Source organism: Tamlana crocina, assembly GCF_012037625.1.
In genome coordinates, this window is sequence record NZ_JAAVJS010000393.1 from 1 (window position 1) to 390 (window position 390).

At 42.8% G+C, this 390-nt stretch carries 1 protein-coding gene; it reads left to right on the forward strand.

Annotation, left to right across the window (positions count from 1 at the left end; translation table 11 throughout):
• Positions 1–17: 17 nt before the first annotated feature.
• A partial coding sequence (gene msrA / locus HC176_RS17280) for a peptide-methionine (S)-S-oxide reductase MsrA (protein ID WP_167920243.1) occupies positions 18–390 on the forward strand: 373 nt, incomplete at its 3' end.

Below are 390 nucleotides of genomic sequence, written 5' to 3' on the forward strand. Positions count from 1 at the left end.
TTTTGAAAAAAGAAAAGATGGAAGAACATAAATTAGAAACAGCCACTCTTGCAGGAGGATGTTTTTGGTGTACCGAAGCAGTTTTTCAGCGGGTGGACGGAGTAAAGAAGGTGATTTCAGGATTTACGGGAGGACATATTAAAAATCCGCCTTACAGAGAGGTGGTGACACAAAGGACCGGTCATGCCGAATCTGTGCAGTTAAAATTCGATCCTCAAAAGATCACTTTTGAAGAGTTATTGCTCATCTTTTTTGCGACCCATGAACCAACCACCCTCAATAGGCAGCAGAATGATGTGGGAACGCACTACCGTAGTGCGATCTTCTATCATTCCGAAGCACAAAAAGAAACTGCGGAAAAGGTTATAAGGCAATTGGAAGAGGAGAAGG